General features: G+C 67.7%; 22 protein-coding genes. 14 read left to right on the top strand and 8 right to left on the bottom strand.

Annotation, left to right across the window (positions count from 1 at the left end; translation table 11 throughout):
- The first annotated feature begins 26 nt into the window (after window positions 1-26).
- The 8 genes from mvk to ACFWO8_RS27755 are packed head-to-tail and all read left to right on the top strand — an operon-like array spanning window position 27 to window position 9,511.
- Window positions 27-1,073: a mevalonate kinase gene (gene mvk / locus ACFWO8_RS27790; RefSeq protein WP_378966148.1), complete on the top strand. Its 1,047-nt coding sequence runs from the start codon at window positions 27-29 to the stop codon at window positions 1,071-1,073.
- Window positions 1,070-2,152: a diphosphomevalonate decarboxylase gene (gene mvaD, locus ACFWO8_RS27785; RefSeq protein ID WP_378966141.1), complete on the top strand. Its 1,083-nt coding sequence runs from the start codon at window positions 1,070-1,072 to the stop codon at window positions 2,150-2,152. The genes mvk and mvaD overlap by 4 nt, the downstream gene beginning before the upstream one ends.
- Window positions 2,149-3,231 (top strand): phosphomevalonate kinase, encoded by a 1,083-nt coding sequence (locus ACFWO8_RS27780; protein WP_378966132.1) that lies wholly within the window; start codon window positions 2,149-2,151, stop codon window positions 3,229-3,231. Before mvaD ends, ACFWO8_RS27780 begins: the two co-directional genes overlap by 4 nt.
- Window positions 3,228-4,325 carry a type 2 isopentenyl-diphosphate Delta-isomerase gene (gene fni, locus ACFWO8_RS27775; protein WP_378966126.1) on the top strand — a complete coding sequence of 366 codons (1,098 nt, stop codon included), beginning with the start codon at window positions 3,228-3,230 and terminating at the stop codon, window positions 4,323-4,325. Before ACFWO8_RS27780 ends, fni begins: the two co-directional genes overlap by 4 nt.
- A complete protein-coding gene (locus ACFWO8_RS27770; protein WP_378966113.1) occupies window positions 4,318-5,376 on the top strand; it encodes a hydroxymethylglutaryl-CoA reductase in 1,059 nt (352 codons plus the stop codon). Before fni ends, ACFWO8_RS27770 begins: the two co-directional genes overlap by 8 nt.
- Before the next feature lie 2 nt (window positions 5,377-5,378).
- Window positions 5,379-6,545 (top strand): hydroxymethylglutaryl-CoA synthase, encoded by a 1,167-nt coding sequence (locus ACFWO8_RS27765; protein ID WP_378966616.1) that lies wholly within the window; start codon window positions 5,379-5,381, stop codon window positions 6,543-6,545.
- A 9-nt stretch (window positions 6,546-6,554) separates the two neighbouring features.
- On the top strand, window positions 6,555-8,036 hold the full coding sequence (locus ACFWO8_RS27760; RefSeq protein ID WP_378966108.1) for a flavin-containing monooxygenase: 1,482 nt from the start codon (window positions 6,555-6,557) through the stop codon (window positions 8,034-8,036).
- A complete protein-coding gene (locus ACFWO8_RS27755; protein ID WP_378966102.1) occupies window positions 8,033-9,511 on the top strand; it encodes a flavin-containing monooxygenase in 1,479 nt (492 codons plus the stop codon). Before ACFWO8_RS27760 ends, ACFWO8_RS27755 begins: the two co-directional genes overlap by 4 nt.
- Here ACFWO8_RS27755 and ACFWO8_RS27750 read toward each other — a convergent pair.
- The 6 genes from ACFWO8_RS27750 to mftR all read right to left on the bottom strand — a co-directional run bounded on the left by ACFWO8_RS27750 (window position 9,503) and on the right by mftR (window position 14,963).
- On the bottom strand, window positions 9,503-11,860 hold the full coding sequence (locus ACFWO8_RS27750) for a SpoIIE family protein phosphatase (protein WP_378966092.1): 2,358 nt from the start codon (window positions 11,858-11,860) through the stop codon (window positions 9,503-9,505). The two genes, ACFWO8_RS27755 and ACFWO8_RS27750, sit on opposite strands and share 9 nt — an antisense overlap.
- 52 nt (window positions 11,861-11,912) lie before the next feature.
- The gene (locus ACFWO8_RS27745; protein WP_378966081.1) at window positions 11,913-12,506 is read right to left on the bottom strand and encodes a SpoIIE family protein phosphatase; all 594 of its coding nucleotides are present in this window, start codon (window positions 12,504-12,506) and stop codon (window positions 11,913-11,915) included.
- 19 nt (window positions 12,507-12,525) lie between these two features.
- Window positions 12,526-12,939: an ATP-binding protein gene (locus tag ACFWO8_RS27740; protein ID WP_378966074.1), complete on the bottom strand. Its 414-nt coding sequence runs from the start codon at window positions 12,937-12,939 to the stop codon at window positions 12,526-12,528.
- Entirely contained in the window at window positions 12,929-13,309 is a 381-nt protein-coding gene (locus tag ACFWO8_RS27735) for an STAS domain-containing protein (protein ID WP_056809990.1), read from the bottom strand. The genes ACFWO8_RS27740 and ACFWO8_RS27735 overlap by 11 nt, the downstream gene beginning before the upstream one ends.
- A gap of 10 nt (window positions 13,310-13,319) precedes the next feature.
- Window positions 13,320-14,225, bottom strand: a complete 906-nt coding sequence (locus ACFWO8_RS27730; RefSeq protein WP_378912777.1) for an STAS domain-containing protein — start codon at window positions 14,223-14,225, stop codon at window positions 13,320-13,322.
- Between the two features lie 111 nt (window positions 14,226-14,336).
- On the bottom strand, window positions 14,337-14,963 hold the full coding sequence (gene mftR / locus ACFWO8_RS27725) for a mycofactocin system transcriptional regulator (protein WP_378966059.1): 627 nt from the start codon (window positions 14,961-14,963) through the stop codon (window positions 14,337-14,339).
- Between the two features lie 76 nt (window positions 14,964-15,039).
- On the opposite strand from mftR, the gene mftE reads away from it, so the two are divergent.
- The 3 genes from mftE to ACFWO8_RS27710 are packed head-to-tail and all read left to right on the top strand — an operon-like array spanning window position 15,040 to window position 17,535.
- Window positions 15,040-15,741 carry a mycofactocin biosynthesis peptidyl-dipeptidase MftE gene (gene mftE, locus ACFWO8_RS27720; RefSeq protein WP_378966041.1) on the top strand — a complete coding sequence of 234 codons (702 nt, stop codon included), beginning with the start codon at window positions 15,040-15,042 and terminating at the stop codon, window positions 15,739-15,741.
- Window positions 15,738-16,982, top strand: coding sequence for a pre-mycofactocin synthase MftD (mftD, locus tag ACFWO8_RS27715; RefSeq protein ID WP_378966027.1), 1,245 nt, complete (start codon window positions 15,738-15,740; stop codon window positions 16,980-16,982). The genes mftE and mftD overlap by 4 nt, the downstream gene beginning before the upstream one ends.
- Window positions 16,983-17,019: 37 nt before the next feature.
- Complete coding sequence (locus tag ACFWO8_RS27710; RefSeq protein WP_378966012.1) at window positions 17,020-17,535, top strand: hypothetical protein; 516 nt, start codon at window positions 17,020-17,022, stop codon at window positions 17,533-17,535.
- Here ACFWO8_RS27710 and ACFWO8_RS27705 read toward each other — a convergent pair.
- On the bottom strand, window positions 17,532-18,041 hold the full coding sequence (locus ACFWO8_RS27705; RefSeq protein ID WP_378966007.1) for a MarR family winged helix-turn-helix transcriptional regulator: 510 nt from the start codon (window positions 18,039-18,041) through the stop codon (window positions 17,532-17,534). The two genes, ACFWO8_RS27710 and ACFWO8_RS27705, sit on opposite strands and share 4 nt — an antisense overlap.
- A 256-nt stretch (window positions 18,042-18,297) precedes the next feature.
- On the opposite strand from ACFWO8_RS27705, the gene ACFWO8_RS27700 reads away from it, so the two are divergent.
- From ACFWO8_RS27700 to ACFWO8_RS27690, 3 genes are all read left to right on the top strand, one after another.
- A complete protein-coding gene (locus tag ACFWO8_RS27700; protein ID WP_378965993.1) occupies window positions 18,298-19,974 on the top strand; it encodes a fumarate hydratase in 1,677 nt (558 codons plus the stop codon).
- 103 nt (window positions 19,975-20,077) lie between these two features.
- Window positions 20,078-21,499 carry an ABC1 kinase family protein gene (locus tag ACFWO8_RS27695; RefSeq protein WP_378965982.1) on the top strand — a complete coding sequence of 474 codons (1,422 nt, stop codon included), beginning with the start codon at window positions 20,078-20,080 and terminating at the stop codon, window positions 21,497-21,499.
- Between the two features lie 9 nt (window positions 21,500-21,508).
- Entirely contained in the window at window positions 21,509-22,018 is a 510-nt protein-coding gene (locus tag ACFWO8_RS27690; protein ID WP_378965977.1) for a M15 family metallopeptidase, read from the top strand.
- 38 nt (window positions 22,019-22,056) lie between these two features.
- On the opposite strand, the gene ACFWO8_RS27685 is transcribed toward ACFWO8_RS27690, so the two are convergent.
- The gene (locus ACFWO8_RS27685; protein WP_378965970.1) at window positions 22,057-23,193 is read right to left on the bottom strand and encodes an epoxide hydrolase family protein; all 1,137 of its coding nucleotides are present in this window, start codon (window positions 23,191-23,193) and stop codon (window positions 22,057-22,059) included.
- Window positions 23,194-23,208 lie beyond the last annotated feature (15 nt).

Raw genomic sequence — 23,208 nt, 5'->3', positions numbered from 1 at the left:
CGGGCCGAGTCTGGAGAGGAATCGTCGTGAACAGTCCCGTTCGAGAACGCACTGAACACAGCTCCGCAGCGACCGGCCCGGTCCGTGGCGTGGGTCGGGCCCACGCCAAGGCGATCCTGCTGGGTGAGCACACCGTGGTACACGGGACGCCCGCCATCGCTTTCCCGCTGCCGACCTTGTCGGTGCGGGCGATCGCGCGTCCCGGTACGCCGGGTGCGGTCATCGATGTTCCCGAAGGACAGTTCGGGTTCGTCGCGGGCAACCCGAATGCCGCGGAGCACACGTTGTCCGGGCCGCGCGTCGCGGTCGAGGAGGCGTTGCGGCGCTGGGGACTGACCGGGCATATCGCCGATGTGGTGGTGGAGTGCGATATTCCGCTCGCTCGTGGGCTCGGATCGAGTGCGGCCTGCGCGGGTGCGGCGGTGCGCGCGGCCGCCGATCTGCACGGCCGGACCGTCGATCCCGCCACGCTCTACGAACTCGTGCAGTGCGGTGAACAGGTCGCCCACGGCAGGGCCAGCGGTATCGATGCGAGCGCGGTGCTCGCCGACGGCCCGGTCCTGTTCCACGAAGGAACCGCCACCGCACTGGATATCGGTGTCGACGCCGCCTTGGTGATCGCCGATACCGGGGTGCCCGGGTCCACGCAACACGCGGTCGCCGGGGTGCGCCGCACCCTCGAGCGTGATCCGCGGTCCGCGCGGGCGCTACTGGCCAGGGCGGGTGAGCTGATCAGCGGTGCCGCGGCGGATCTCTCGGCCGGGCACGCGGCCTCGCTGGGCCGGGCGATGCTCGACTTCCAGAGCTTGCTGACCGAGCTCGGCGTGAGCACCCCCCACATCGACACCCTGGTCGCCACGGCGCTGGACGCGGGCGCCTACGGCGCCAAGCTCACCGGCGCCGGCCTCGGCGGCTGCGTCCTCGCGCTCACCGAAACCGGCGACGCGCGTACGGTGAGCGCCGCATTGCGCCGCGCCGGTGCGGTACAGACCTGGACGGTCCCCACCCGCAGCTTGCGTTCGGGCGCGCAGTCCCTATCCGTCTCGACATCGGAATACGGTGCCAACCAATGACTTTCACTCCCGCATCACCCGCGGCCACCGAACGTGGCGCCGTGACCGGGCCGACCGCCGGGGCGGTCGCGGTCGCGTATCCGAACATCGCCCTGGTGAAGTACTGGGGTAAGCGGGACGAAGAACTGTTCCTGCCCGTCACGGGCAGTCTGTCGATGACCCTCGATATCTTCCCGACCACCACGTCGGTGCGGCTGATCGAGGGACCGGCCGATGTCGTGGAGTTCAACGGTGTCGCGGCGACCGGTGCCGCCCGCGCCCGCATCGAAACGTTCCTGGATCTGGTGCGCGCCAAGGCAGGTCGCGGCGACCGGGCGATGGTGGTGACGTCCAATGCCGGGCCGACCGGCGCCGGTCTGGCCTCCTCGGCGAGCGGCTTCGCTGCCCTGGCCGCGGCTGCCGCGGCCGCCTATGCGCTCGACGTCGACCCTCGCGCGTTGTCGCGGCTGGCCCGGCGCGGCTCCGGCTCCGCCTCGCGCTCCATCTTCGGTGGATTCGTCGTCTGGCATGCCGGTGACGGGGAAGGTGAAGCGGGGGACCTGAGTTCGTACGCGGAGCCGATCGGCGGCGACGAACTGGACCCCGCCCTGGTAGTCGCCGTGGTGAACCAGGGCGCGAAGGCAGTCTCGAGCCGTGTCGCCATGCGCCAGACCACCGCCACGTCACCGTTCTATCGTCCGTGGGCGGAATCATCGGTGCTCGATCTCGCGGAGATGCGCAAAGCCGTGGCGCGGCAAGACCTGCCCGCGATCGGGGAGATCGCCGAGCGCAATGCCCTCGGCATGCACGCCACCATGCTCACCGCGCGCCCCGGAATCCGGTACCTGTCACCGCATTCGATCGCCATCCTCGACGCGGTACTCGCGCTGCGGGCCGACGGGATCATGGCGTACGCCACGATCGATGCAGGCCCGAATGTCAAAGTGCTGTGCACCCGCGCCGACGCACCGCAGGTCAACGCCGTACTCGACGGCCTCGGCGACTTCGTCACCACCAGAACCGCGCACATCGGTCCCGGCGTGTCCCTGACGACGCCCGCCGCAGCGACGGCGGCTCCTGCGGCGGGTGGCGATCGATGATCAGTTGTCGCGCCCCGGGCAAGCTCTTCATCGCCGGTGAGTACGCCGTAGTGGAGCCGGGACACCTCGCGGTGCTCACCGCGGTCGACCGCTACGCGACCGCCACGGTGACAGCGGCGGATCCGGGCGAGGACGTCATCCTGTATTCGGATCTGGACGGCGGCATCACATTGTCCTGCGAGCGTCACGGTGACGAATTGTCGCCCACCTCCGATGCTGTTGTGCCAGCGGCCTTTTCCTACGTATTCGCGGCAGTTTCGGTGGTTCACCGGCTGCTCCTGGAACGGGCGATCCCCCTGTCCGCCTTCCGTCTGAGCGTCACCGCCGACCTCGGTGACGCCGACGGCCGCAAGTTCGGCTTGGGGTCCAGCGCGGCCGTCACGGTGGCGACCGTCGCCGCCCTCGGGCAGTACTTCGCCCTCGGGCTCGATCCCATGGACCGGTACCGGCTGGCCATGCTCGCCACGATCGCGGTCAACCCGCGCGCCTCGGGCGGCGATGTCGCCGTGAGTACCTGGGGCGGCTGGCTCGCCTACCGTTCCCCGGACCGCGCGCAGGTGGCTGCCTCGCTCGCCCGCGACGGCGTCGAGGCAACCCTGCGTTCACCGTGGCCGGGCCTGTCGGTCCGTCCGCTGCCCACCCCGACCGAGCTCACCGTGCAGGTCGGCTGGACCGGGAACCCGGCCTCCACGCCGGCACTGGTCGCCGGACTCGACGGTGACCGCACCACCTTCCTGGCGCACAGCAACGACTGCGTCGAACGGCTCGTCGCCGCCATCGAGGCCGACAACTCCCAGGCCATGCGAGTCGAAATCGACAGCGCGCGAGCACTACTCGTCGATCTCGATGCGATGTCCGGTCTCGGCATCATGACGCCGCGTCTGCACGCGCTGTGCGACGCGGGCGCCGCGGTCGGCGCTGCGGCCAAGCCGTCGGGCGCCGGTGGTGGTGACTGCGGGATCGCGCTCATCGAACGCACCCGTCCCGCCGCGATCGCCGAACTCACCGGCCGCTGGATCAGCGCGGGAATCCGCCCGCTGCCCCTGCGGACCCACCCAGTCGAAGGGGGCCACCGATGATCGCCGATCGCAAGGACGACCACGTCCGCCACGCGGTGAATCACCAACGCCAGGCCACCGGTAGCAGTGACTTCGACTCCGTCACTTTCGTTCATCACGCCCTCGCGGGCATCGACGCAGGCGAGGTCTCCCTCGCGGTGAATGTCGCCGGAAAGCAATGGGACACACCACTGTTCGTCAACGCGATGACCGGTGGCAGCGCCAAGACCGGCGAGATCAACCGCCAACTCGCCATCGCCGCCCGCGAGACCGGCATCCCCATCGCCTCCGGATCGATGAGCGCCTACTTCCGTGATCCGTCGGTCGCGGGCACCTATCGCGTGCTGCGGCAGGAGAATCCGCACGGATTCGTGATGGCCAATGTCAACGCGAACGCGACCGTCGATCAGGTGCGCAGCGCCATCGACCTCCTCGAGGCCGACGCACTGCAGATCCACCTCAATGCCGTGCAGGAAGTGGTCATGCCCGAGGGCGATCGTTCCTTCGGGGCATGGCCGCGCCGGATCGAGGAAATCGTCGCAGCTACCGCCGTCCCCGTCTTCGTCAAAGAAGTCGGGTTCGGACTGAGCAGGCAAACCGTCACCTGGTTGCGGGACGCGGGCGTCTCGGTGGCCGACGTGGGTGGACGCGGCGGTACCAATTTCGCTCGTATCGAGAACGATCGGCGGGCAGGCGGCGACTTCGGGTTCATCGAGAGCTGGGGCCAGTCCACCCCGAACTGCCTGCTCGACTGTTCGGGGATCCCCGGCATCGATATCGCCGCCTCCGGCGGCATCCGCTCACCACTGGACATCGCGCGCGCACTCGCGCTGGGCGCCGACGCGACCGGTGTCGCCGGCGCGTTCCTGGAAACCCTGGTGAGCCAGGACACCGCCGCCCTGGTGGACAAGATCGGGACCTGGCTCGACCAACTCCGGACCATCCTCACCGTGCTCGGCGCCCGCACCCCTGCGGATCTGGTCGGCGCCGACCTGCTCATCACCGGCGATGTCGCGAGCTTTTGCCTGCTTCGCGGTATCGATGCCGCAGCACTTGCCCACCGGAGCCCCTGGTGGCGTGAATCCGAAAATCGAGAAGGAGTCACCCATGAATGACATGTCGTACGCGGCGGTGCCGCTGCAATGGGTGGGGCCTGTGCGCATTACCGGAAATGTCGTCGACGATGCCGTCGACGTTCCCCTCGCCACCTACGAAACCCCGCTGTGGCCCTCGGTCGGGCGCGGCGCGCGGATCAGCACCCTGGCCGAGAAGGGCATCGTCGCGACCCTGATCGACGAGCGGATGACCCGCTCGATCCTCCTGGAAGCCGACGACGCCTACACCGCCTACACCACGGTCCAGCAGTTAGAAGGCCGCATGGCCGAGCTCCAGGAGGTGGTCGCGGGCAGTAGCCGTTTCGCCCGGCTCATCGACCTGCACCACCAGATCGCGGGCAACCTGCTGTTCCTGCGCTTCGAATTCACCACCGGTGACGCCTCGGGCCACAACATGGCGACCCTGGCCAGCGATCACCTGATGGATCACATCCTGTCGACCATGCCCGGTGTGCGCTACGGCTCGATCTCGGGCAATTACTGCACCGACAAGAAGGCCACCGCGGTCAACGGCATTCTCGGTCGCGGTAAGAACGTGATCACCGAACTGCTCATTCCGCGCGAGGTGGTCGAGCAGCGGCTGCACACCACCGCGGCGCAGGTGGTGCAGCTCAATATCCGCAAGAACCTGATCGGCACCCTGCTGGCGGGTGGAATCCGTTCCGCCAACGCGCATTACGCCAACATGCTGCTCGCGTACTACCTGGCGACCGGTCAGGACGCCGCCAATATCGTCGAAGGATCCCAGGGCATCACCCATGCCGAGGATCGCGACGGTGACCTCTACTTCTCGTGCACCCTGCCCAACCTGATCGTGGGCACGGTCGGCAACGGCAAGCACGCGAGTTTCGTCGACGAGAACCTGGAACGCCTCGGTTGCCGCGAAGACCGGCAGCCCGGCGAGAACGCCCGACGCCTCGCGGTGATCGGGGCGGCCACCGTGTTGTGCGGGGAGCTGTCGCTGATGGCCGCACAGACCAATCGCGGTGAATTGATGCGTGCCCATACCCAATTCGAGCGGTCCACCACGAGCAACGGAAGCCCACGATGACAATGACGCCGGTCGGTATCCACGACCTTTCGTTCGCCACCACCCACTACGCTCTCGATCACGCTGTCCTCGCCGAGCGACTCGGGGTGGATCGTGACAAGTTCTACCTCGGCATCGGCCAGGAGAAGATGAGCGTCGCCGCCGCCGACGAGGACATCGTCACCATCGCCGCGGCCGCCGCCAAGCCGATCCTGGAACGGCACGGCACTGACAATATCCGCACCGTGCTGCTGGCCACCGAAACCGGTGTCGACCAGTCCAAAGCCGCTGCGCTGTACTTGCATTCGCTGATCGGGCTGCCCAATGCCGCGCGTGTCGTCGAGCTCAAGCAGGCCTGCTACGGCGGTACCGCCGGGCTGCAGTTCGCGGCGGGTCTGATCGCCCGCGACCCGTCGCAGCGCGTGCTGGTGATCGCCGCCGACATCGCGAAGTACGAACTCGACACCCCGGGTGAGCCGACCCAGGGCGCCGCCGCCGTCGCGATGCTCGTCACCGCGGACCCGGCGATCCTGGCGCTGGACCCGGTGTCGGGCCTCTACAGCGCCGACATCATGGACTTCTGGCGCCCGAACTACCGCACCGAGGCCATTGTCGACGGCAAGACCTCGGTCAATGCCTACCAGAAGGCCGCTCAGGAGGCGTGGACCGATTACCGCCGCCAGGGTGGCCGCGAACTCGGTGAGTTCGCCGCGTTCTGCTACCACCAGCCCTTCACCAAGATGGCCTACAAGGCGCACCGCCATCTGCTCGAAAGCCAGGGCCACACCGCCGACGCGGAGGCGATCGAGGCCGTGATCGGCAACACGACCACCTACAACCGCACGGTCGGCAACAGCTACACCGCCTCGCTCTACCTCGGCCTGGCCTCGCTGCTCGATCATTCGGGGGACCTCACCGGCAAGGCGCTCGCCATGATCAGCTACGGGTCGGGCAGTGTCGCCGAATTCTTCAGCGGCACAGTGCAGGCCGGCTACCGCGAACACCTGCGGACTCAGGCGAACCAGGCGGCCATCGGCTCGCGTGAGCTGCTCGACTACGAGCGCTACCGGGAACTGCACGAGGCTGTCTCGCCCAGTGACGGCGCGTACCACGCCATGGTCGAGGAAACGCGGCGCCCGTACCGGCTGGCCGCCGTCTCCGGTCACAAACGCATCTACGAATCCCGCTGAGGTCGCCCCATGAGCAGTAACGACACCCGCCACGTCCAGGTCATGATCGTGGGCAGCGGGCTCTCCGGCCTCGGCACCGCCATCCGGCTGAGCCAGCGTGGCCTGTCCGACTTCGTGGTCATCGAACGTGGCCCCGATGTCGGCGGTACCTGGCGCGACAACACCTACCCGGGTGCGGGCTGCGATGTTCCCTCGCACCTGTACTCGTACTCGTTCGCGCTCAATCCCGACTGGTCTCGGTCGTTCTCGCCGCAGCCGGAGATCGAGCAGTACTTGCGTACCGTGTCCGAACGCTACGGCGTTCGCGACAAGCACATCTTCGACTGTGCGATGACCGCGGCCCGCTGGAACGATGCCGAGGGCCGGTGGGATATCGAGACCAGCAAGGGCACCTTCACCGCCGACTTCGTCGTGTCGGCGGCGGGTGTGCTCGCCGAGCCGAATCTTCCTGATATCAAGGGCATTTCGAGCTTCGAGGGCGAGATCTTCCACTCCGCGCGCTGGAACCACGACGCCACCTTGACCGGCAAGAAGGTCGCCGTCATCGGCACCGGGTCCTCGGCGGTGCAGATCGTCCCGTCGATCGCGCCCGAGGTGGAGCACCTCGACGTCTACCAGCGCACCGCCACCTGGGTGATGCCGCAGATCTCGCGGCCGTACCTGGGGCTGGAACGCTTCGCCTTCAAGCACATTCCGGGTCTGCAACGGTTGATGCGCGCGCTGATCTACACCACGCGCGAGCTGTTCGTGATCACGCAGGTGAAATACCCGTGGACCGGCATCGTTCTGGAAACGGTCGGGCGGTTCAAGATGCGCTTCGAGATCCGTGACCCGGAGCTGCGGCGAAAAGTGTTGCCCAAGCACCGCATCGGCTGCAAGCGCATGCTCGTGTCGAACAAGTTCTACGGTGCGCTCGATCGTGACAACGTCGACGTCGTCACCGACGGCATCGCCGAGGTTCGCGCCGGTTCGATCGTGTCCGAGGACGGCACGGAGCGAGAGGTGGACGCCATCGTGCTGGCCACCGGCTTCCATGTCGCCGATTCGCCGACGTTCAACCTCTACACCGGTCGCGACGGCCGGACGGTATCCGAGGCGGCCGATGCCGAGGGCTACCAGATGTACAAGGGCACGACCGTCGCGAATTTCCCGAACATCTTCTTCATGCTCGGCGCCAACTCCGGGTTGAACTACACCTCGCTGATCTACATCATCGAATCCCAGATCAATTACATCGTCGACGCCATCACCACCATGGAGCAGCGCAACCTGCAGTCGTTCGAGGTCCGCCTGGACGCGCAGGTCGAATACAACCAGCAGCTACAGCCGAAGATGGCCCGCACCGTGTGGGTCAACGGCGGCTGCACCAGCTGGTTCCTCGACAAGCACGGCAACAACTCCGCGCTGTGGCCCGACTTCAGCTTCAAATATCGGCGCATGGTGCGGAAGTTCGACATCGACGCCTACGACACCACGACGAAGACACGATGACCGCAACGTCGGCGCGCCACACCCGCGTCGCGATCATCGGCGCCGGTTTCGCCGGGCTGGGTGTGGCTATTCGACTGCGCCAGTTGGGGATCACCGACTTCGTCGTCTTCGAGCGTGCGAGCGATGTCGGCGGAACCTGGCGCGACAACACCTATCCCGGTGCCGGGTGCGATGTACCGTCGCAGCTGTATTCGTATTCGTTCGCCCCCAATCCGGACTGGACGCATTCGTTCTCGACGCAGCCGCAGATTCAGCAGTACGTCCAGGATGTGGTGGACCGGGAAGGCGTCCGCGATTCGATCGTCCTCGATTGTGAGGTCACCGACGCGCGGTGGAACAACGACACCGCGCGGTGGGAGATCCGGACCAGCCACGGCGCCTATACCGCCGACATCACGGTGTCGGCAGCCGGTCCGCTGAGCGCTCCGAACCTTCCTGATATCAAGGGCATCACCACATTTCGTGGCCCGATCTTCCATTCCGCGCGCTGGGACCACGAGTTCGAGCTCGCGGGCAAGCGGGTGGCGGTCGTCGGTACCGGCGCGTCCGCGATCCAGATCGTGCCGTCCATCGCGGGTGAGGTTGCCCGGCTCGACCTGTACCAGCGCAGCGTACCGTGGGTGTTGCCACGGATGGGACGCAAGTACAGCCGGCTGGAACGCCTGTACTACCGGCGAGTTCCGGGTGCGCAGCGGCTGGCGCGGATCGGCGTGTACTGGGTGCGTGAGTCTTTCGTGCTCTGGCAGTCCAAGTACCCGCCGTTCGCCGACTTCTTCGCGCGTGGTGCGCGTATGAAGATGTGGTGGGTGATCCGGGATCGGGAGCTGCGCCGCACCCTCACCCCCGGCTACCGCCTCGGATGCAAGCGGATGCTGATCTCGAATGTGTACTACCCCGCACTGGCCCGCGACAATGTCGAGGTCGTCGCCGACGGCATCGCCGAGATCCGCGAACAGTCGATCGTCGCCAACGACGGCACCGAGCGCGAAGTCGATGCCGTCGTACTGGCGACGGGGTTCCGGATCGCCGACTCGCCGACCTACGACCTGATCAGCGGGCGGGACGGGCGCACCCTGTCGGAGGTTTTCGGGGCCGGGGGACTGAGCGTGTACAAGGGCACCACCATCGCGAACTTCCCGAATATGTTCCTGATGATCGGCCCGAACTCCGCACTGAGCTACACCTCGGCGATCTTCACCATCGAAGCGCAGATCGACTACATCATCGACGCGATCACGACGATGGCTGCCAGTGGCCTGCGAACGGTCGAGGTCCGCGAGGACGCGCAGACCGCCTACAACCGGGACCTGCAGGAGAATTTCGACGGCACCGTCTGGAACGCGGGCGACTGCACCAGCTGGTTCGTCGACGAGAACGGCCACAACGCCACCCTGTGGCCGGATTTCAGCTTCCGGTTCCGGCGGATGCTGCAGACCTTCGACGTCGACGCCTACGAGACGACCCGGTCAGAATGAATTCTGCCGGGAGCTGACGGCCGGCGGCCGCGAGGAGGCGCGCAGCGGGTTCGCGGTGGGGAAGGTGATCGAGGGCAGGGTCACCCACATGCGAACCCGGGTGCCGTTCTCGTCGTGGTCGAAGGTGAGATCCTCGGTGAGCACCCGCATCATCTCCACGCCGCGACCGCGATAGCCCGGGTCGGTGGGAGTGGGGATCCAATGGCCGTTGTCGGCGATCTCGAGCACCACCCGATCGCCGTCGCAGCGGGCCGTGAGGCTGACGCGGCCGGGTTCGGTGTCGCGGTAGGCGTGTTCGACACTATTGCTGCAGGCCTCGTTGGCCGCGGCGACGAGGTCGGCGGCCAGGTCGTGCGGGACCGCGGCAGTGGCGAACCAGCGGTAGAGGCCCCGGCGCACACCGGCCAATTCGGCTGCGGCAGCGGGAATGTCGAGGCTCAGCGGCTCCGGGGGCTGGCGGTAGACGACCATGGCCACGTCGTCGTCGTAGCCCGCGGGCGGGCACAGCCGCGACAGCACCGCGTCGGCGACATCGCGGGGGAGCGCGGCACCGGTCTCGCTGAGCACTTCGGCGATCTTGACGAAGCCCTCGGCGATGTCGTACCCGCGCTGCTCGACGAGGCCGTCGGTGAACAGCACCAGGGTGGCGCCCGGCGGCAGCGCCGTGGTGGCTTCGGGTCTGCGCGGGGTGTCGAAGGTGGCCAGGGGGACCGCGCGTCCGCCTTCGAGGATCCGGCCCGGCCCGCCGGGCGGTGCGAGCACCGGCGGCATGTGGCCCGCGTTCGAATACCGCACCATCCCGCGCTCGGGGTCGAGCACGGCCGCGCACACCGTCGTACACATGGCGCCCGGGATCCGGGAGGCCACCGCGTCCAGTTCGGCGAGCAACTGTGCCGGTCCGGCGCCACGCAACAGCAGAGCCCTTGCCGCGGTGCGCAATTGGCCCATCACCACGGCGGCGGACAGACCACGACCGACACAGTCGCCGACGACGACGCCGATCGTGCCGTCGCGCAACGGCACCACGTCGTACCAGTCGCCGCCGATCTCCAAGGGTGGCAGGGCGGGTTCGTAGTGCACCGAGAACCGGGGCGGCAGTTCGATCGGCCCGAGCATCGCCCGCTGCAGGGTGAGCGAGGTGGCGCGAGCCTGATCGAAGTTGCGGGCGCGCTGCAGTGCGACGCTGAGATGGCCGACGAGCAGTGAATACAGGGCCCAGTCCGCGGCGTTCACCGCGCGTGGCGCACCGAAGCGCACCCACAGCGCCGCGTCACCGGTCTCGCCGAGCGGTGCGACGACCGCGTCGACCCCGCCCTCGTCACCGGTGATGGCCGAGAGCCCACGGGCGGATTGTCTGCGCGAGCGGTCGAGCAGGGCCTGGGTGTCGTCGTCGAGCACGACCGGGCCGTCCGCGCGTGGGCCGCTCTGCCGCATCGGCGCTGCGGTGAATTGTGGTGCGATGCCGTTGTTTTCGGGTTCCGGATCGGCTTCTCTACTCGTCGGCGTCACCCCGCAGGAGTAGACGTCGGGGCGTCCGGTGCGGCTCGGCCAGATCGCGACAAGAGCGGTCTCGGCGCCCATGGTCCGGCGCAGTTCGTCGAGTCCGACCGCGAGGACCTCCACCATGCTCGTCGCCGCGCCGACGGCGGTGGCCAGGCGTGAGGCGGCTTGGTCGCGGGCCTGCGCGTCGTGCTCGGCGGTCACATCGCGCACGGTACCGACGAAGATCCGTTCGTCGTTCTCCTGCTTCACCAGCGAGCTCGCGCTCACCGCCAGCCAACGTTCCCGGCCGTCGCGATGACGTATCGGCATCACGAATCGCGATGCCTCCGAGCCGATCTGCGGATATCCGGCGCGATCGGTCAGTGCCCACGGATGCGGTAGCCCGAACGGCACCTCGCCCGCGCCGTATCCGGTGAGCACCCCGAACGCGGAATTCACCTCGACGATGGTGCCGTGGTCGTCGGCGACGAAGAACCCGTCCTGCAACGACTCGACCAGCGCGGTGCGAAACGCGTCGCGGCCTTCGAGATCCTCGGCGCGGGAACGCTGTTGTTCGTAGCGGCGGGTGCCGTCGAGATAGCCGCGGGTGGCGATATCGAGGGCCGCCATGGTCTGCAGCAAGAACTCCAGTGCTACCTCGGCGCGGCGCGGATCGGCCTGCGTTTCGGCGTCCCCGGCAACGGTCCGGAAGTGATGCTCGGTGAGATCGAGCAGGCTGATGCCCTCGACGAGGGCCCGCCGCCCGAGGTCATATCCCTCCGAGAGACCGGCCTGGCCCGGCGCGGCGACGTGGCGGCGCATGGCCACCGAATAGTCGTCGAGAAATGCGACCAGGACAGCGCTCATCGGCAACCTCTTATCGGCCAGGTCGGGGGGAACAGGCCGCGATGTCGCGGCCTCACGGGCAGGGCCCACGGAAACGCGCCGCGAGCACCAGTGCGTCGTCGGTGTCCTTCGCGTCGCGCGCGAGGAGATCGCCCGCGATGGCAGTGGCGGGTTTGGCCAGGTCAAGGGATTCCGGGCCGACCGCGACGATCCCGTCGGTCGCCATCAGCAGCAGATCGCCGGGGCGGATCGGCAGCGTCTGCGGCTGCAGATGCGAAGGCAACCGGTACCCGACGATGCCGCCGGTGAGCAGCATCGTGGCCCGCAGTTCCGCACCGGCCGGACCGAGGGTGAGCAGTCGCGAATCGACGTTGCCGACGCCGAGCCATTGCAGCGTTTCTCCCGGCTCGATCAGCGCCAAAGACACTGCGGCACCGCGGGTTTCGACCATCGCGCGATGGCAGAGCACCATCAGCACGTCCAGCGGTTCGCCGCAGTTCTCGGTGAGAATGTGCGTCGCGCGATCGGCCGCCTCGGCCGCGGGCGCACCGTGCCCGAGCCCGTCGAGCACCGCGAACAGCACGCCTGCGCCGGTGTCGAGAACGAGCGCGCGGTCACCGGAGACGTCCTGACCGGGCAGTGCCCGGCCGGCCGTCGACCACTCCATGCGCCCGATGATCCCGTCCTCATGCAACGTCGGGTACCCACTTCCACATCTCGATCAACGTCCCACGGCCCGGGGCGGAATCGATGGTGAGGCGGTCCATCAGCCTGCGCGCGCCGGGCAGGCCGAGTCCGAGTCCGCGGCCGGTGGAATAGCCGTCTTCGAGCGCGCGGGGAATGTCACGGATGCCGGGGCCCTGGTCCTCGGCTTGGATGACGAGCGCGCGGCGACCCTCGCGCACATCGATGAGCAGCCTGATCTCGCCGCTGCCCGCGTAACTGGTGATGTTGCGGGCGATTTCGGAGATGGCGGTGGAGATCATGGTGCGGTCGGTGAGGGTGAAACCGAGGTCACCTGCCAACTCGCTGCCGGCCTGCCGGGCGGTGACGATGTCCTCGGACACCTTGACCGCGATCGCCACCTGCTCAGCGGCCACTGTCGCGACCGTCTCGTCGCCGCGGGTGCCGATTCAGCCAGGAGAGGCCTTCCTCGAGATCCAGCGCGGTGTGCATGTCTTCGAAGGTAAGGCCCAGCTGGACCATGGCGAAGGCGACCTCGGGTTGCAGCCCGACGATGACGGTTTCCGCGCCGCGCAACTGGGTCATGTGCGCGATGGTGCGCAACGAGCGCGCGGCGAAGGAGTCCATCACGTCGATGGCGGTGACGTCGACGATGATGCCGGTCGCGCGGTAGCGACTGACCTGCTTCATCAGGTCGTCCTGTAACCGTTCGGTGTCGGCATCGGTCAACGCCGACTGCACCGACGCGATCAGGTACGTGCCCTGTTTGAGAATAGGTACCGGCATGGTGGCTTGGTCAGCGCCCGTCCCGCTCGCTCAAGCGTTCGGTGACTCGGGAGACCTCGTACCCGAGCAGACGCTCGGCCTCTTCGATACCGCCCTGCAGGTCGCCGACCGCGTTCATCTTGGACAGATCCAGGCCGATGGTCACCAGGGTCAGCGCGATCTCCGAGGACAGGCCGGTGATGATCACGCTGGCGCCCATCAGGCCGGACGCGTCGACGGTCTGCACGAGGTGGTTGGCCACCACGGAGTCGATCGCCGGCACACCGGTGATGTCGATGACGACCACCTTGGCGCGATTGGCGCGGATGGCGCGCAGCAGCTGCTCGGTGAGCTGGCGGGCGCGCTGGGAGTCGAGCACACCGATGATCGGCAGGATGAGCAGCTGCTCGCGGACCTGCAGCACCGGGGTGGACAGCTCGCGGATGGCCTCTTGCTGGCGGCTGATGACGCGCTCGCGCTCCTGCACGAAGGACACGGCCACGGTGTTGGCGATCCGGTTGGCGGCCGGTTCGTAGGCGTCGAGCACCCGGTTGAGCAGCTCGAAATTGGACTGGTACTTCTCGAAGAGGCTGCGGGCCAGCACGTCGCGCAGCAGCAGGACGATGCCGATGACCTCGTCGGTCTCGACCCCTCGCGGAATGATGCGCTCGGACAGGTCGCGGGCGTAGGCCTGCAGTGCCTCGACGCTACCGGTGACGAGCACCTCGACGTAGTTGTCGTACATCGACGTCGCCTCGGAGAAGATTTCCTCCGGGGTCATCGCGGTCAGCAGTTCGGCCTCGGTGATACGCCGTGCCCACTCTTCCCGCAGCCCGGTGCGGTTCTGCCGCAGGTGCTCGACCAGCTGCGGGAGCAGGTTGTCGAGCGGCTGCACCGGCAGCGAATCCGCCGAAAGACTCGTGGACACCTCGGACATGGAAACCCCTGCCCCTTTCGACGACGGACGTTCTCGAAGCGCACAATGCGCTTTGAGCCTGAAGCCTACTCATACCCCTTCCGTGGTGCTGCCCAAACGTAGTGCCGTCGGCTATTCCGGGGCGAACCCGCGTTCCAGCGCCCGCAGTGCCTGGTCCAGATAGACGGTCAGATCGGTATCGCCGCGCTCGAGCCAGGCATCGAAAGCGGCGCGCGCGGCGGCCAGCGTGGTGCGCCCGATGGCGAGGGGAATCAGGTCGCCCGCGCCCGCGCCGAGGCGGCTCGCGGCGAACTCGCCGACGGCGTGTTCCCACGCGTCGTAGTGCGCCCCCGCGCCCGCCGACAGCGCCGGTACCCCGGAGACCAGCCGCATTCTGGTGTGCAATTCGGGGATGTCTTCGGCGCGATACCTATTGGCCGCCACCACGATTCGACGCACCGCTGCCATCATCGGCTCCTCGGGAGGGACGGCGGCGAACGCTGCGCGAAGGTCCTCGACCTCGTTGTCGAACTGGTGCCACAGCACCTCGGCCTTGGTGGGGAAGTAGCGGAAGAAGGTGCGCTCGCTCACCCCTGCCTCGGCGGCGATGCGTTCGACGGTGACGTCGTCGAACCCGTGTTCGGCGAACAGTTTCATCGCGATCACCTCGAGTTCGCGACGCGTGGTGCGTGGCGGACGCCCGCGGTGCCCCGGTTGCTTCGGAGTCGACATCGGTGCGCGCGAAGGCGGGGCGGACATGGATACAGGATAGGGATGGGCTTTCGACCTGCGCGAGCTATTGATTATGTCAGTGACTGACGTTAATGTAGGCGCCATGTTCGTGGCGCACCTCACATCGCCCGAGGCAGGTGTGCGCGCCGCCGCGGGGGTGATCCTGGTCATTCCGCTCGGTGCGACCGAGCAGCACGGCCCGCATCTGCCGCTGTCGACCGACAGCGATATCGCGTCGGCGGTGTGCCGCCGGGCCGCGGCCGAGCGTGGTGACCTGCTCATCGCGCCTGCCCTCGCCTACGGGGCCAGTGGCGAGCACGCGGGGTTCGCCGGCACCTTGTCGATCGGACAGGCGGCGCTGGAACTTCTCGTCGTCGAACTGTGTCGCTCCGCGACGGACACGTTCTCGCGGATCGTGCTGGTCAACGGCCACGGCGGCAATGTGGAAGCACTACGCCGAGCCGTCGCCTTGTTGCGTTCGGAGTCGCGCGACGTGCGGGTGTTCTCGCCCGGCTACGGCGGCGACCCGCACGCCGGGCGCACCGAAACCTCGATCCAGCTCGCGCTGAGCCCTGACCTGGTGCGCACCGAACTGGCCGAGCCGGGGGACTGCCGCCCGCTGGCCGAACTGCTGCCGCTGCTGCGCGCCGGTGGCGTGCGGGCGGTCAGCCCCAATGGAATCCTCGGCGACCCCACCGGGTCGAGTGCCGTCGAAGGCACCGGCCTGCTGGGGGTCGCCACTACCGCATTGCTGGAAGACCTGCGCCGATGGTGGCCGCAGGATCATGAGGAAGGACCCCGATGAATCCCTGGTTCGAGACCGTTGCCGAGGCGCAACGGCGCGCCCGCAAGCGTCTGCCGAAGGCGGTGTACGGCGCGCTGATCGCTGGTTCGGAACGCGGACAGACCATCGAAGACAACCAGACCGCGTTCACCGAACTCGGTTTCGCCCCGCACTGCGCGGGCCCGATCGGCGACCGCGACCAATCGACCACAGTGCTCGGTCAGCAGGTGTCCATGCCGGTGCTGATCTCGCCGACCGGCGTGCAGGCGGTACACCCCGACGGTGAGGTCGCCGTCGCGCGCGCCGCGGCCGCACGCGGAATCGCGATGGGGCTCAGCTCTTTCGCGAGCAAGCCCGTCGAGGAGGTCATCGCCGCCAACCCGGCGACCCTGTTCCAGCTGTACTGGTGCGGCAACAAGGACCAGATCCTCGAGCGGATGGACCGGGCGAAGAAGGCAGGTGCGGTCGGCCTGATCCTCACCCTGGACTGGTCGTTCTCGCACGGCCGCGACTGGGGTAGCCCCGTGATCCCGGAATCGCTGAACCTGCGCACGATGATGAAATTCGCGCCGCAGACCCTCGCGCGCCCGCGCTGGCTGGCGACCTACCTGCGCTCGGGCAGCATTCCCGACCTCACCGCACCCAATATGGCGGTCGACGGCGGCGCGGCGCCCGGATTCTTCGGCGCCTACGGCGAATGGATGCAGACACCGGCACCCGATTGGGACGATGTCGCCTGGATCTGCGAGCAGTGGGACGGACCGGTCCTGCTCAAGGGCGTGATGCGGGTCGACGACGCCCTGCGCGCCGTCGACGCGGGCGTCGCGGGCATCTCGGTGTCCAACCACGGCGGCAACAATCTCGACGGCACCCCCGCCGCCATCCGGGCACTGCCGGTGCTCGCCGATGCGGTCGGCGACCAGATCGAGGTACTCCTCGACGGCGGCATCCGGCGCGGCAGCGATGTCGTGAAGGCGGTGGCGCTCGGTGCGCGCGCGGTGCTGATCGGGCGCGCCTCCCTGTGGGGTCTGGCGGCCAACGGTCAGGCCGGCGTCGAGAACGTTCTCGATATCCTGCGCGGCGGAATCGATTCCGCGTTGCTGGGTCTGCGCAAGACCTCGATCTCCGACCTGACCCGCGACGACATCATCGTTCCCGCCGGCTTCGAACGTGCGCTGGGGGTCGGTGCGGGGCACAAGGATTCCGGCAACCGGGATTTCGCGTCCAACGGAACAGTCGTCAGCGGCGCAGCGGCTGGATAGTATCGGCGGTTGGCTCGACCGTCTGAGGGGGAATTCCGTGAGTGTGGTTTCGGATATCGAGGGTTCGCGAAGGCGGATCATGATGTCGCGCAGCGTGTCCTACACGCTACCCGCCGTGGTGGCGGTGGCATTGGTCTCGGCCGGATGTGGCACCGCCACACCGAAACCGGCACCGCGCGCGGCGTCGACCACCCTCACGACCACCTCGAAACCCCCGACGACCACATCCCGGGCGCCCACGACCACCTCGGCCGCCGCCACACCGGCGGCTGTCGGTGTCTGTGTGGACAAGACGACCAATGTCCGTGCGGCAGACGAACAGTGCGACACCGCCGACACCCAGTACAAGCGGTTCTGGTATCAGCACACCGACACCTTCGTGTACCCGGCGATCGGCGTCGCCGTCGCTCTCGCCGCGGGCAGTTTCCTGCGCCCGACCAGCGGCGAGGTCTTCGACCGCGGCGCACCGGCCAAGGGTGGCACCGTCGCGCGCGGTGGTTTGGGCAAGGCCCGCCCCGACTCCTCCGGTGGGGGCGGCAGCGGCGGGTCCTAGTCCTCGCCGGGCGCGGCGGTCTGCAGCCGGCCGACCGGTTCGGCCGCGTTCGCGCCGCGGTGATGGTCCACGAGCACGTCGTAGATCTCCGCGAGGGTGGCGAGCTGGTCGCGATCCAGCACGTCGATCATGTGTTTGCGCACGCTGCGGACATGCGCGGGCGCGGCTGTGGTGAGCAGTTGCCCGCCGGTCGTGGTCAGCTTGGCCACGGTGCGGCGCTGGTCGTGCGGCATCGTCTCGCGTGAGACCAAACCGCGCTTCTGCATGCGGGTGATCTGGTGCGAGAGCCTGCTCTGCGACCATTCGAGCGCGCAGGCCAGATCGGCGAAGGTGAGCCGCTGGCCTGGTGCGTCGGCTAGGTAGACCATCACGGAATATTCGACATAGCTCAGGTTGGCTGCCTTGCCCGCGTCACGCCCGATCGCCGCGGCGATCAGGTCGCGGGTCCGGACATAGCCCAGCCAGGCACGCATTTCGACATCATCGAGCCACTGTGGATCGGTCACGATCGAGCTCCAGATTCTGAAGGTGCAGGCTTCGGATTGAACGGCGCACGCCCGCCACCGCCCGGAGAATGGGTAGCACCGTTTGGGTTGAACGTGCAACCTCGATATTAGTTATGGTCGGCCGATAACCTCACATAGGGTTGCCTAACCACCGTGCGGGTGTGGGTGGTCGATAGGCTGCGGATTGCTTTGTGACCAGCCCTGCCTGGTGCTCCGCAGTGTTGCGGTGCCCGCCCTGCCCGAAGGAGTGCGATCCGTGACCGCGCCGGAGTTCCGCTATTCCGATCTGCTGCCCATCGGCGCCGACGAGACGCCTTACCGCCTGCTCACCACCGAGGGGGTCAGCACCGTCGAGCACAACGGGCGCACCTTCTTGCAGGTCGAGCCCGAGGCGCTGCGGCTGCTGACCGAGACGGCGATCCACGACATCAGCCACTACCTGCGCCCCGCGCACCTGCGGCAGCTGCGCAAGATCATCGACGACCCCGAGTCCTCGGGCAACGACCGCTTCGTCGCGCTCGACCTGCTCAAGAACCTCAACATCTCCGCCGGTGGCGTGCTGCCGATGTGCCAGGACACCGGCACGGCGATCGTGATGGGCAAGAAGAGCGAGGGCGTGCTCACCGGTGTGGACGACGCCGAATGGCTCAGCCGCGGCATCTTCGACGCCTACACCAAGCTGAACCTGCGCTACTCCCAGCTCGCCCCGATCACCATGTGGGACGAGAAGAACACCGGCACCAACCTGCCCGCCCAGATCGAGCTGTATTCGACCGAGGGTGACGCCGACAACCCGGTGTACAAGTTCCTGTTCATGGCCAAGGGCGGCGGTTCGGCTAACAAGTCGTTCCTGTACCAGGAGACCAAGGCCGTCCTGAACCCCGAGCGCATGCTCGAGTTCCTCGACGAGAAGATCCGCTCGCTCGGCACCGCGGCCTGCCCGCCGTATCACCTCGCCGTGGTCATCGGTGGCACCAGTGCCGAATTCGCCTTGAAGACAGCGAAGTACGCGTCCGCGCACTACCTCGACAACCTGCCCACCGAGGGCTCGATCACTGGTCACGCGTTCCGTGACGTCGAGCTCGAGGAAGAGGTCTTCCAGCTCACCCGTGAGTTCGGCATCGGCGCGCAGTTCGGCGGCAAGTACTTCTGCCACGACGTGCGCGTGGTCCGCCTGCCCCGCCACGGTGCGTCCTGCCCCGTCGCGATCGCCGTCTCCTGCTCGGCCGATCGCCAGGCGCTGGCCAAGATCACCAAGGACGGCATCTTCCTGGAGCAGCTGGAAACCGAACCGGCCCAGTACCTTCCGGAGCAGACCGCCGACATCCTCGGTGGCGACGTGGTGCAGATCGACCTGAACCGACCGATGGACGAGATCCGCGCCGAGTTGTCGAAATACCCGGTGAAGACCCGTCTTTCGCTGACCGGCCCCTTGGTCGTGGCCCGCGACATCGCCCACGCCAAGATCAAGGAACGCCTCGACGCGGGCGAGCCCATGCCGCAGTACCTGCGCGACATGGCCGTCTACTACGCCGGTCCGGCGAAGACCCCCGAGGGTTACGCCTCGGGCTCCTTCGGTCCCACCACCGCGGGTCGCATGGACTCCTACGTCGACCAGTTCCAGGCCGCGGGTGGCTCCATGGTCATGCTGGCCAAGGGCAACCGCTCCGCCCAGGTCACCAAGGCCTGCAACGAACACGGCGGTTTCTACCTGGGCTCCATCGGCGGCCCCGCTGCCCGTCTCGCCCTGGACTGCATCAAGAACGTCGAGGTCCTCGAGTACGCCGAACTCGGCATGGAAGCCGTCTGGAAGATCGACGTGGAAGACTTCCCCGCGTTCATCGTCGTCGACGACAAGGGCAACGACTTCTTCGCCGAAACCTCCAAGCCCATCGCCCTGCGCGTGCGTTCTCGTTCCAAGGAACGCGTGTAGACACCCGCTCCGATGCCCCGGTGTCCGCTTCGGCGGGCGCCGGGGTTTCGTCTGTTCCCAGGGTCCAACGGCCGTCACCTCGGTGTACTGTGACGCGCGACATATGGCGTACAGGGCCTGGCAGGGGTGTGGATTGGCGAGCGGTGGAGTTCCCAAGGGGCGGGCGACGCGCAGTGCGAAGCTGGGGCAGTTCGCCGCGGGGCAGGCGGTGCGGGAGGTCGGGCGCCGGCTGTCGATGATCGGGCGCACCGATGAGGCGCGTGAGGTGCTGGCCGAGCGGTCGGCGATGATGAAGGCACAGCAGATCGTCGCGGTGCTGGGGAGCATGAAGGGCTCGGCGATGAAGCTCGGGCAGATGGGCTCGGTGCTCGATCTCGACTTCGTTCCCGAAGCGCACCGCGAGCAGTTCCGCGCACAGCTCGCGGCATTGCAGGACCGGGCGCCCGCGATGCCGTTCTCGACGATGCGGCAGGTGATCGAGGACGACCTCGGCTCACTGGCACAGACCTTCGCCGAGTTCGACGAAACATCGATCGCGGCGGCGTCGATCGGCCAGGTGCACCGGGCGCGGCTGCACGACGGGCGCGCCGTCGCGGTCAAGGTGAAGTACCCCGGCGTGGATCGTGCTGTCCACGCCGATATCAGCAATCTCGAGTTCCTCGGCAAGATGGCCAGAACGGTGCTGCCGAGCATGGCCGATACGGGTGTGCTGGAGGAGGTCGCCAGCAATCTGCGCAGTGAGCTCGACTACGAGCGCGAGGCCCAGACCCAGCATCGGGTCGCGCGGCGCTATCGTGGCCATCCCTTCATCACCGTGCCCGACAGCATCGAGGAATTCTGCACGCACAATGTGCTGGTAACGGAATTCGTTGAAGGGCGCCCTTTTTCGCACATTCAGACGCTGCCTGCCGCCGAGCGGGACCGGCTCGGCGAGCTGATCTACCGCTTCTACATCGCCGGCCTGTTCGCCGACAACGAGTTCTGTGGCGACCCGCATCCGGGCAATGTGCTCCTGGCCGCCGACGGCAAACTCGCCTTCGTCGACTTCGGCCTCTACAAGGAGATGGACCCCGCGCACGTCGAGTTCGAGCGTTCGGTCCTACGGGCCGCCGCGGAGGGCCGGGGCGAGGATCTGTTCGCCGCGTGGCTGGGCCGGGGGATCATCGACCCCGACTCCGAGGTCACCGTGGAGGAGAGTCTGGCCTACGTCTGGGCCGCCACCGGCTGGCACCTGCTCGACGAGGAAGTCACGATCACCCCCGAACTGGCCACCGGCGCACTGCTGCTCGCCGTCGATCCGCGCGCGTCGGACTTCCAGGGCATGCACAAACAGCTGTTGCCGCCCGAGCACGTGTTCTCTCGCCGCGCCGACCTGTTCACCTTCGCGACCCTCGGCCAGTTGCGCGTCACCGCCAACTGGCATCAGCTGGCCCGCGAATGGCTCTACGACGAACCCCCGCAGACCGAGATCGGCCGGGCGATCGAGCAGTGGCGCCGTGGTCTCGATGACCAGCCCGGTCGATAGAATCCGCCTATGAAAACTGTGCTCGGCCGCGTGGCCGACCGGATCCTGGTGACGATGACGGCCGCCGCGGCCGTGACCGCTATGGGCATCGGCACCACCGCCGCCCAACCCGAGCCGCGCGAACAGTTCCAATCGGCAGCGGGCACCGAAGGCCTCGACCCGCCCCTCGCCGTCGCCTACACCCTCGCCGAGCAGCAGGCCCACGCCGAGAACGTGCCACTGTCGATCACCTCCGGCCATCGCACCTACGAGCAGCAGGAATGGCTCTGGCAGGACGGCCTCGCCACCTACGGCAGCCCCGATGAGGCGCGCCGCTGGGTGCTGCCGCCCGAGGAGTCGACGCACGTCTCCGGGCACGCTGTCGATGTGGGCCCGCAGGTGGGGGCGCAGTGGCTCGAGGAGAACGGCAACCGGTGGGGACTGTGCCGGACCTTCGACAACGAGTGGTGGCATTTCGAGCTGGTCACCGCGCCCGGCACACCGTGTCCACCCCGGGTGCCGGACGCGAGCCAGCGCTAGATCTGAATCCCGCAGCTGAGGTCCCCAACTGGAGAGGTTCAGCGCAGCTCGGCGAAGAAGGTCCGGATATCGGCGACGTGCGCGGCGGGCTCCTCCATCGCGACGAAATGGTTGCCCGGATTTCCCGACGGCCAGTGGGTGATCTTGTTGCCGCGGTCGGCGAGTTTGCGCATGAGCGGTGAACCGCCACCGTAGACCCCGGTCGGCACCAGGTTCTGGTCGGTCGGCCAACCGAAACCGCCGTCGCGCAGTCCGTTGTACATCGGCCAGGACGAGGTGCCGGTGGTCTGGGTGAACCAGTACACGGCGATATTGGTGAGCAGGTGGTCGCGGTCGATCACGTCTTCGGCGAGGTCGGCCATGGGCGTGAACTCCTGGAACTTCTGCATCATCCACGCGAGCAGCGCGACCGGTGAATCGTTCCAGCCGAGTGCGAACGTTTGTGGCGCCGCCCGCAACAGCGCGTGGTGGTCGACGCCGCCGGTCATCCACTGCTGCATTTCCGCCCATTGCGCGCGGTCCTCGGCCGCCATCGCGGGCACCTCAGCCTCCGTCGGCATGCCGATCCCACCGTCGAGGTGCACGCCGATCACGTGTTCCGGGGCGGCCAGCGCCATCTCCGGTGCGATATAGGCGCCGAGGTCGCCGCCCTGGGTGCCGTAGCGGGCATAGCCGAGGCGGGCCATGAGGGTGGCCCACATCTGCGCGACCCGTGCCGTGGTCATTCCGGTTTCGCGCGGCGCCGCCGAGAAGGCGAATCCGGGGACGGACGGGATCACCACGTCGAAGGCGAGCGCGGGATCGAGTCCGTGCGCGCGCGGGTCGGTGAGCGGGTCGATGGTGCGGGTGAATTCGACGAACGAGTTGGGCCAGCCATGGGTGAGCAGCAGCGGCACCGCGTCGGGCTCGGCGGAACGTACGTGCACGAAATGGACGTCGAGGCCGTCGATTTCGGTGATGAACTGGGGGAAGGTGTTCAGCGCGGCTTCTTGTGCGCGCCAATCGAATTCGTTCACCCAGTAGCGGGCGAGCTCGCGCAGGTACTCGGTCGGCACGCCGCGTTCCCAACCCTCGCCCGGCAGTTGATCCGCCCAGCGCGCCCTGGTCAGCCGGTCGTGCAGGTCGTCGATATCGGCCTGGGGGATGTCGATGCGGAACGGGCGAATGGTGCTCATCGGGACTCCTCGTTG

It is taken from the genome of Nocardia sp. NPDC058480 (assembly GCF_042720495.1).
In the GTDB taxonomy this organism is placed as follows: Bacteria; Actinomycetota; Actinomycetes; order Mycobacteriales; family Mycobacteriaceae; genus Nocardia.
The sequence above is the reverse complement of the archived record's forward strand: the minus strand, read 5'-3'. Positions and strand labels throughout refer to the sequence as shown.